The following is a 9,493-nucleotide window of genomic DNA, read 5'->3' on the forward strand; positions in this document are numbered from 1 at the left end:
TACTAATTCACTTACTCACTGGTCACACGATTGACTTCTTGAAGTGAAGTCACCCCCTGCATGACCTTAATTAAGCCTGAACGGCGTAAATTGTTAAAACCTGCTTGATTTGAAGCTTCGGCAATTTGTAAGGCATTGCCATCTTCCATAATAATTCTTGAAATTTCAGGTGTCACTTTCATGACTTCATATATACCGACACGACCTTTATAGCCTTCACGGCATTCGGCACAACCAACAGGTTGGTATATTTGAAATTCTGGTGTATTTAAATCGTCTTCAGTAAAACCAAGTTCCAGTAGACTTTGTTTTGGTACCTCTACGGTTTCTTTACATTGTGAACATAGGCGACGTGCAAGTCGCTGCGCAATGACAAGGTTCACGGATGTCGCGATGTTAAATGAAGGCACGCCCATATTGCGTAGGCGTGTAAGTGTTTCAGGTGCACTATTGGTATGCAGTGTAGACATCACCATGTGACCCGTTTGAGCTGCTTTAATGGCAATTTCAGCCGTTTCTAAATCTCGAATCTCACCGACCATCACAATATCAGGGTCTTGACGTAAGAATGATTTTAAGGCTGCAGAGAAGGTGAGGCCGACTTTATTATTTACGTTGACCTGATTGATGCCTTCTAAGTTAATTTCCACAGGGTCTTCGGCCGTTGAAATGTTGGTATCTTCACGGTTGAGAATATTTAAACCTGTATATAGAGATACGGTTTTACCGGAACCCGTTGGACCGGTAATGAGTAGCATGCCTTGTGGTTTTTCTAAAGCCTGCATGAACAGTTCTTTTTGATCCGGTTCATAACCCAACGCATCAATCCCTAGCATCGCACTAGATGGATCAAGGATACGTAGAACAAGTTTTTCACCAAACAATGTCGGTAAAGAGTTCACACGGAAGTCGATAGCTTTGTTCTTTGACAGCTTTAACTTGATACGACCGTCTTGAGGTATACGCTTTTCCGAGATGTCCATTTGTGACATGACTTTTAAACGTGAAGCGAGTCGTGTAGCGAGCTGCAAGGGCGGATTTGTAATTGTTCTTAACACGCCATCGACACGGTAGCGGACGCGATAGGTTTTTTCGTAGGGTTCAAAATGTAAGTCAGATGCACCCATACGAATTGCGTCGACTAGCAGCTTATTAATGTATTTAACAATCGGAGCTTCATCCCCCGTTGCTTCATCTTCATCTTCTTTCGCTGGATCAATAGTTTCCTGTTCTAAATCAAGATCAAAGTCATCATCAAAGTCAAAAGTACTTTCTTCAGCAAAGTTCTGTTCAATTAACTTTTCAAGTTTGTCATGTTCAACAATAATTGTTTCAGTATTCAGCTTACTACCAAATCGAATGGCATCCACTGCTTCAATATTGGTGGGATTACTGATCGCAACGAATAATAAATTGCCATGTTTAAAAATAGGCAAAATACGATGCTTGGTAATGAGTTTATCTTCAAATTCATCACGTATAATTAAAGACGTATCATAAGTTGAAATATCAAAAACCGGTTCACCGAACTCTATCGAGATGGTTTCTGCGATCAGGCGTGCTGAAAGGTGATATTCCTGAATCAAATGCGGCACGATATCTTGATGAGCCTTTTTTGAATTTTGCAGCGCTGCTTGCATTTTTTCGGCAGACAGATGCCCTTCGTCAACTAAGCGACGAATAAACCCCGTAAATCTTGAAGAACCTTGAACTGCTGTCATGCTTTTACTTGCCTATGCTTCAGTCTGTTTATAATTGGTATAGCAAAATTATACTTTTGTTGCACAAAAATACCATATCTTAAAGTGTTGTCACTAGCTAAGAATTGGTAAAAAGCATGAACCAGTCCTTAAATCTGCTTAATTTTTTTACAGAAAAGTGAAGATCTTGGAATGACTGGTGTGCTTCGAAGATGCAAATGTGTTGAAATTTATCTTCAAAATTATGAATTACGTGTAGAATGTGCCCGATTTCATCTTTGTCATGTGGGATAAATATGTCGGGTTCGACGATTACGCCTTGGGTAGTGGGTAACTGGAAAATGAACCCATTGCAAGCCGATGCTGGCGCACTTCTTAAGAATTTTAAGCAATTATTAGATGAACAAAATATTGCTGAAGCGGCATGTCATATTGGGGTTGCACCAACAGCTATTGCTCTGACCACGGTGCAAAATGAATTAGCACAAGCAAGCCGTAACATCATAACCGTTGCACAAGACGTTTCTCGCTTCGCAGGTACCGGCGCATATACGGGTGAGCTCAGTGCTGAGCTATTAAAAGATTATGGTGTTGAATTTGTACTGATTGGTCATTCAGAACGCCGTGAAATTTTTGCTGATCAACCGCATATCATTAATGAAAAAGTAAAAAATGCATTAAACGCAGGTTTAACTGTGATTTATTGTGTGGGTGAAAGCTTAGAACAACGTGAAAGCGGCCAAGCAGAACAGGTAGTGTTACAACAAATATGTGATATTGCTGCTGTTGTACAAGCAGAGCAGTGGAAACAAATTGTGGTTGCTTATGAGCCAATTTGGGCTATTGGCACAGGTAAAACGGCGTCACCTGAAGATGCGCAAGCGATGCACGCTAAAATTCGTGAAGGTTTAAGCCAAATCACCCCAATGGGACTTCATACTGCGATTCTTTATGGTGGTAGTGTAAAACCTGAAAATGCAGTAGAGTTGGCAGCCTGTCCGGATATCAATGGTGCGCTGGTCGGTGGTGCATCATTAAATGCAGAGTCGTTTTATAAAATTGCTCAAGCATTTGCAAATACAAAATAATTAGGAGTTCAGCATGCATACGTTTGTGCTGGTGGTACATATTATCTTAGCGATTTTAATGATCGTGCTGATTTTAGTTCAGCATGGTAAAGGCGCAGATGCGGGTGCATCTTTTGGTGGCGGCGGTGCTGCAACTGTATTTGGTGCATCGGGTTCGGGTAACTTTATGACCCGTTTGACTGCGATTTTAACGGCTTTGTTCTTCGTTACGAGCTTGACACTTGCTGTGTTTGCAAAGAAACAAACGACAGATGCTTATAGTCTGAATGCGATTTCTTCAGTACCGACTGCGCCAGTAAAATCGGCTGAAACTTCGCCAACTGCACCAAAAAGCGCTGAATAATTTATTTAGCGCTTTCTTTTTTGACGTGTTGCGACTAGAATGCGTCACAGCTGCGGTGGTGGTGGAATTGGTAGACACGCTACCTTGAGGTGGTAGTGCTTTCGGGCGTGGGGGTTCAAGTCCCCCCTTCCGCACCAACTTATAATCCAGAACATAAGTTGGTGTATGCAGCAAAACTCTGTTGATGCGGGATGGAGCAGTCTGGTAGCTCGTCGGGCTCATAACCCGAAGGTCGTTGGTTCAAATCCAGCTCCCGCTACCAATCAATTCTATTTTTAAGATGCAAACTTTTAAATGGACAGCTTTTAAAGCTGAGAAAACTATTTGCATATTGATGCGGGGTGGAGCAGTCTGGTAGCTCGTCGGGCTCATAACCCGAAGGTCGTTGGTTCAAATCCAGCCCCCGCTACCAATCTTATATAGCACACAATCTATATAAGCAGTTTATCTGAAAGTCATTGTGATGTTGATGCGGGATGGAGCAGTCTGGTAGCTCGTCGGGCTCATAACCCGAAGGTCGTTGGTTCAAATCCAGCTCCCGCTACCAATCCTCTGAGATGCAACTCAGTAGGGCAATTCTTCAGGTTGTTTTAGATTGAAAATGACCAAGAAATTGTATATAATTTTTGCATGTTGATGCGGGATGGAGCAGTCTGGTAGCTCGTCGGGCTCATAACCCGAAGGTCGTTGGTTCAAATCCAGCTCCCGCTACCAAGTTTCTAAAAGAGGCTCACAACTAGGTGGGCCTTTTTGCACAGTGGACTATGGTTTTCTGTGTAATAATGGGGCGATTTACGCCCTTTTTTATTGGCTATCGTGTAGTGTCGACAGTATTTTGGTCAAACCGTCATGTTTCACTACTACTATAGTTTCGCATTGGTCTGTAGTGGTCATTTCGACCATCGAATCGCACAAATTTGACGAGAGTAAATGAAGCTATCAAATAAAACTCAAGCACTTCAGGACTTAATTGCCCCAGCGGTGCAAGCATGTGATGTAGAACTTTGGGGGATTGATTTCCAACCTCAAGGAAAACGTTCACTGTTACGTATTTATATCGACCGTGAAGTTGATGAAAATGCAGAACCTGTCATCAATGAAGATGGCGAAGTTGAGCAAGGCCGTGGTATCGGCGTGCAGGACTGTGTTCGTGTCACTCAGCAAGTGGGTGCGATGTTGGATGTACATGATCCAATTTCAGGCGAATATGCATTAGAAGTGTCATCTCCAGGTTGGGATCGTCAGTTCTTTAAATTGGAACAAATGACGGCATACATTGGTCAGCAAGTCGCTTTGCGTTTGATCAGTGCTGTAGATAATCGTCGTAAATTCCAAGCCAAACTTGTTAACGTAGACCTTGAGAACGAAATGATTCAGGTTGAAGTTGAAAAGCAACAAGTGTTGGATATTGACAGCCACAATATTGATAAAGCAAATCTGGTTTTCCAAGATTAATTTAATAAATAAGAATCTGAACGAATAGGTGACTTATGGCTCGTGAAATTCTTACCGTAGTAGAAACGGTTAGTAACGAAAAAGGTGTAAGTCGTGATGCAATTTTTGAAGCGCTTGAACAAGCTTTAGTTGCAGCGACTAAGAAGAAATTCTACGAGGGAACTCACTCGGAAGAAGCTCGTCTACGTGTAGAAATCGACCGTCGTACTGGTGATTACCGTACTTTCCGTCAATGGGAAGTGGTTGCCGACGAAGATCACGAAATGCCAGCATGCCAAGATGCGATCTCTGATGTAGATCCTGCAAAATGGGCAATTGGGGATATCCGTGAACTTGAAGTTGAATCGATTGATTTTGGTCGTATTGCGGCACAAATTGCGAAACAAGTGATTGTTCAAAAAATTCGTGAAGCAGAGCGTGCGCTAATTGCAGATGCTTACGAATCTAAAGTTGGTGAACTCATCTACGGTGAAGTGAAAAAACAAACCAAAGATGGCTTTATTATTGATTTAGGTGACAATGCAGAAGCATATCTTGCGCGTGAAGAAATGATCGCTAAAGAAATTCTACGTCCTAAACAACGTGTAAACGCGATTTTGTTTAACGTAAACCGTGAAGGCCGTGGTGCTCAGTTATTACTTTCTCGTTCTAAACCAGAAATGCTCATTGCATTGATGAAGAAAGAAATTCCTGAAATTGCTGAAGAAATTATTGAGATTAAGGCTGCTGCACGCCAACCTGGCGTTCGTGCTAAAATCGCTGTGAAAACAAACGATCACCGTATTGATCCTGTAGGTGCATGTATTGGTATGCGTGGTACACGTATCCAAGCAGTTCAATCAGAGTTAAATGGTGAGCGTATTGATGTAGTCGTTTGGTCTGATGACGCGGCACAGTACATTGCAAGTGCTCTAGAGCCTGCTGATGTATCAGGTATCGTGATTGATGAAGAAGAACGTACTGCAGATATTATTTTTGCAACGAGTGATCAGTTAGCACGTGCAATTGGCTCTCAAGGTCAAAACGTACGCTTAGCATCTGAATTGACTGGTTACAAGCTCAATATGATGCTTGAAGAAGAATATCACGCACGCCAACAAAACGAAGCGCAACAATATTTAGATATGTTTGTTACACGTCTAGATATTGATGAAGACTTAGCGATGGCGTTAGTTGAAATGGGTTTCACATCATTAGAAGAAATCGCGTATGTTCCTGCGGAAACATTCGATGAGATCGAACTTGATGCTGAAACTGTTGAAATGCTACAAGGTCGTGCAAAAGAAATTGCATTGGCTGATGCATTGAAGCAACAAGAAAACATCCAAGAGCCAAGCGAAGAGCTTGCTGCAATGGAAGGCGTGACTAAAGAAATCGCATATGCGCTTGCCGCTCGCGGTGTGGTAACTGTAGATGATCTTGCAGATCAAGCCACTGACGATATCTCTGATATCGAAGGTTTAGGTGCTGAAAAAGCAGGTCAACTTATTATGAAAGCGCGCGAATCATGGTTTAACTAGGAGGTAATATATGACGGACAAGTCGATTAAGGAGTTAGCTCTCAGCGTGGGTCGTCCAGTTGAGAAGCTACTGGAACAGGTTCGTGATGCGGGTTTACCACAAACTAAACCTGACGATATTATCTCCACTGAACAACAAAATGCCCTCGTTAACCATTTGAAAAAAGTTCATGGTCAGGATGCGGGCAATGCAGGACAAATCACGTTGAAACGTAAAACTACCAGTACTGCTAAAGTGGCGAGTACATCGGGCAAGGCAAAAACGATTAATGTAGAAGTTCGTAAGAAACATACATTTGTTAAACCGGATCCTGAGCAAATTAAAGCTGAAGCATTAGCGAAAGCACAAGCTGACCAACAAGCACGTAAACAGGAACCTAAGGTTGAAGCGAAAGCTGAAGAACCGAAGCAACAACCAGTATCTAAAGCGAAACAAGCTTTAGAAGCAATGCGCGCTGCTGCGAAGCAAGAACATGCGAAGCAAGAAACACCGAAAGCTGCGGTTGTTGTAAAACGTAAGTCAAACAACAAGCCAATTACAAAACCTGTTGAAACTCTAGAACAGAAAAAAGCACGTGAAGCTCAAGCAGCACAATTGAAAGCTGTAGAAGAAGCGGCGCGTCGTAAAGCCGCTGAAGAAGCGCAACAACGTACGCTTGAGCAAATGCGTCAAATGGCGTCTAAGTATTCTAACGAAGACACTACTGCGACCATTCGTGTTGTAGATGATTCTCCGCTTGCTGCCGGCCTTGTAGGTCAGGCATATGAAGATTCATTTGCGAAAGAAGACCGTGAAATTAAACGTGGTACCAATACCAACAATTCACGTTCACCTAAAAAAGGTGGTCGTCGTGGCGAAGAGCAATCTTTCCGTGATAACTCACATAAACGTGGTTTGAAAACAAGTCAAGCGAACAAGCATGGCTTTGAAAAACCAGTTAAAAAACAAGTTTATGATGTTGAAATTGGTGAAACAATTGTTGTTGCTGACTTGGCTGCGAAAATGGCGGTTAAAGTTCGCGAAGTTATCAAATCACTCATGAAAATGGGCGAATTGGTTACTCAAAACCAAGCGATTGATCAAGAAATTGCAGCACTTGTTGTTGAAGAAATGGGTCACAATCCAGTACTTGTTTCGGATACACAAGCAGAAGACAACTTACTTGAAGCAGCTGAAGAAGCGCGTGGTGTCCAAACCACTCGTCCGCCAGTTGTGACAATTATGGGTCACGTTGACCATGGTAAAACATCACTTCTTGACCGTATTCGTCGCTCTAAAGTGGCTGCAGGTGAAGCAGGTGGTATCACACAGCATATTGGTGCTTACCATGTGAAAACTGAAAAAGGTATTATTACTTTCTTAGATACACCGGGACACGCAGCATTTACTGCAATGCGTTCACGTGGTGCGAAATCTACAGATATCGTAGTGTTGGTTGTTGCAGCAGATGATGGTGTTATGCCACAAACTGCGGAAGCGATTGACCATGCACGTGCAGCAGGTACGCCAATTATTGTTGCTATCAATAAAATGGATAAAGAGTCTGCTGATCCAGATCGCGTATTGAATGAGTTGACGACGAAAGAAATCGTACCTGAGCAATGGGGCGGTGACGTTCCAGTGGCAATGGTTTCTGCGCACACCGGTGCAGGTATCGACGAACTTCTTGACTTGATCTCAATTCAAGCCGAACTTCTTGAGCTTAAAGCATCTGAAGAGGGTGCAGCACAAGGTGTTGTAATTGAAGCACGTGTAGACAAAGGGCGTGGTGCGGTAACATCGATTCTTGTTCAAAACGGTACATTGAAAGTGGGTGACCTTGTTCTTGCAGGTTCGTCATACGGTCGTGTACGTGCGATGACAGATGAAAATGGTCAACGTATTAAATCTGCTGGTCCTTCGATTCCTGTGGAAATCTTGGGTCTACCAGAAGCGCCAATGGCGGGTGATGAAGTTCTTGTTGTAAATGACGAGAAAAAAGCACGTGAAGTTGCTGATGCGCGTATGGATCGTGAACGTCAAAAACGTCTTGAGCGTCAATCTGCGATGCGTCTTGAAAATATCATGGCGTCTATGGGCAAGAAAGATGTGCCTATTGTCAACGTGGTATTGAAAACAGACGTACGTGGTACTTTGGAAGCATTACACGTTGCACTTGCTGAACTTGCAACTGATGAAGTGAAAGTACGTATTATTGGTTCAGGTGTTGGTGCGATCACTGAGTCTGACGTAACACTTGCTGAATCATCAGAAGCGGTTCTTCTCGGCTTTAACGTACGTGCTGATAATACTGCACGTCAAAAAGCTGATGCTGATGGTATCGACATTCGTTACTACTCGATCATCTATCAATTAATTGATGATGTGAAAGATGCGATGAGCGGTAAATTAGCGCCTGAACACCGTGAAACAATTCTGGGTGTTGCTGAAGTACGTGAAGTGTTCCACTCAAGTAAATTCGGTGCTGCTGCAGGTTGTATGGTACTTGAAGGTACATTACACCGTAATAAACCGATTCGCGTATTACGTGATGACGTGGTGGTATTCCAAGGCGAGCTTGAATCTCTTCGTCGCTACAAAGATGTGGTTGAAGAAGTTCGTGCCGGTATGGAATGTGGTCTTGCGGTGAAAGGCTATAAAGACATCAAAGCACAAGATAAGATCGAAGTGTACGATGTTCAATTGATTAAACGGAGTCTTTAATGGCGGGTAGTCAACGTCTGAAGCGTATGGCGGATACAGTACAACGTGAGTTGTCAGAACTGATCCGTCAGGAGCTGAAAGATCCACGCTTAGGTGGTCTCGTGACCATCTCTGCCGTGAAGGTGAGCCCAGACTTAGGATATGCCGAAGTTTATGTGACTGTAATGGGTCGTGAGCTAGGCGATGAGCAAAGTGAAGCCGCAAATAAAGAGACTTTAGATGTCTTGAATAAAGCATCTGGTTTCTTGCGTCATGAACTAAGCCGTCGTATCAAAACACGTATTACGCCACGTTTGCGTTTCCATTACGATAAAACAAATGCTTATGGCAACTATATGTTTGGTCTAATTGCGGAAGCGGTCAAGGACTTACCTCCTACTGACGAAGCAAAAAAAGATGATGAATAATTCAGTTCGCTGAATGAAAAAAGCCACCTTTGGGTGGCTTTTTTATGTTTGAATAACGGTAATTTAAAAACTCAATCACTTTAAAATTATAATATGCCAATGAAAGACAGGTCGAACATGATATTTAATCCGCCAATCTGTAAAAATAATAAGCCTCTTTCATAAATCAAAAAACGAACAGTCTCTTGCTGATTATTTGTACCGAAGAATTTTAAATATTCATGCATAATCTGCGGATGAAATATATCGATTCAAAGAAGCTTTCTGAAACACAGT

Annotated in this window: 7 protein-coding genes and 5 tRNA genes; 11 read left to right on the forward strand and 1 reads right to left on the reverse strand. The window is 42.6% G+C overall.

Annotated elements, in window-relative coordinates:
- Positions 1–11 precede the first annotated feature (11 nt).
- Positions 12–1,721: a type IV-A pilus assembly ATPase PilB gene (pilB, locus tag FTU29_RS14810; protein WP_180008042.1), complete on the reverse strand. Its 1,710-nt coding sequence runs from the start codon at positions 1,719–1,721 to the stop codon at positions 12–14.
- 275 nt (positions 1,722–1,996) lie between these two features.
- Here pilB and tpiA point away from each other — a divergent pair, with 275 nt between their 5' ends.
- From tpiA to FTU29_RS14865, 11 genes are all read left to right on the forward strand, one after another.
- Positions 1,997–2,788: a triose-phosphate isomerase gene (gene tpiA / locus FTU29_RS14815; protein WP_180122608.1), complete on the forward strand. Its 792-nt coding sequence runs from the start codon at positions 1,997–1,999 to the stop codon at positions 2,786–2,788.
- A 13-nt stretch (positions 2,789–2,801) separates the two neighbouring features.
- A complete protein-coding gene (gene secG, locus FTU29_RS14820) occupies positions 2,802–3,131 on the forward strand; it encodes a preprotein translocase subunit SecG (protein ID WP_180122609.1) in 330 nt (109 codons plus the stop codon).
- A 52-nt stretch (positions 3,132–3,183) separates the two neighbouring features.
- Positions 3,184–3,268 (forward strand) — tRNA-Leu (locus FTU29_RS14825).
- Positions 3,269–3,316: 48 nt separating this feature from the next.
- Positions 3,317–3,393: transfer RNA gene (locus FTU29_RS14830), tRNA-Met, on the forward strand.
- Positions 3,394–3,466: 73 nt separating this feature from the next.
- Positions 3,467–3,543: transfer RNA gene (locus FTU29_RS14835), tRNA-Met, on the forward strand.
- Positions 3,544–3,601: 58 nt separating this feature from the next.
- Positions 3,602–3,678 (forward strand) — tRNA-Met (locus FTU29_RS14840).
- 90 nt (positions 3,679–3,768) lie between these two features.
- Positions 3,769–3,845, forward strand: a tRNA-Met gene (locus FTU29_RS14845).
- 216 nt (positions 3,846–4,061) lie between these two features.
- Complete coding sequence (rimP, locus tag FTU29_RS14850) at positions 4,062–4,586, forward strand: ribosome maturation factor RimP (RefSeq protein WP_078192559.1); 525 nt, start codon at positions 4,062–4,064, stop codon at positions 4,584–4,586.
- A 35-nt stretch (positions 4,587–4,621) separates the two neighbouring features.
- On the forward strand, positions 4,622–6,106 hold the full coding sequence (nusA, locus tag FTU29_RS14855) for a transcription termination factor NusA (RefSeq protein WP_078192558.1): 1,485 nt from the start codon (positions 4,622–4,624) through the stop codon (positions 6,104–6,106).
- 10 nt (positions 6,107–6,116) lie between these two features.
- Positions 6,117–8,810: a translation initiation factor IF-2 gene (gene infB, locus FTU29_RS14860; RefSeq protein ID WP_078192557.1), complete on the forward strand. Its 2,694-nt coding sequence runs from the start codon at positions 6,117–6,119 to the stop codon at positions 8,808–8,810.
- Complete coding sequence (locus FTU29_RS14865) at positions 8,810–9,217, forward strand: ribosome-binding factor A (RefSeq protein WP_078189413.1); 408 nt, start codon at positions 8,810–8,812, stop codon at positions 9,215–9,217. The genes infB and FTU29_RS14865 overlap by 1 nt, the downstream gene beginning before the upstream one ends.
- The last annotated feature ends 276 nt before the right edge of the window (positions 9,218–9,493 follow it).

Source organism: Acinetobacter sp. YH12086, assembly GCF_013419345.1.
Lineage (GTDB): Bacteria > Pseudomonadota > Gammaproteobacteria > Pseudomonadales > Moraxellaceae > Acinetobacter > Acinetobacter amyesii.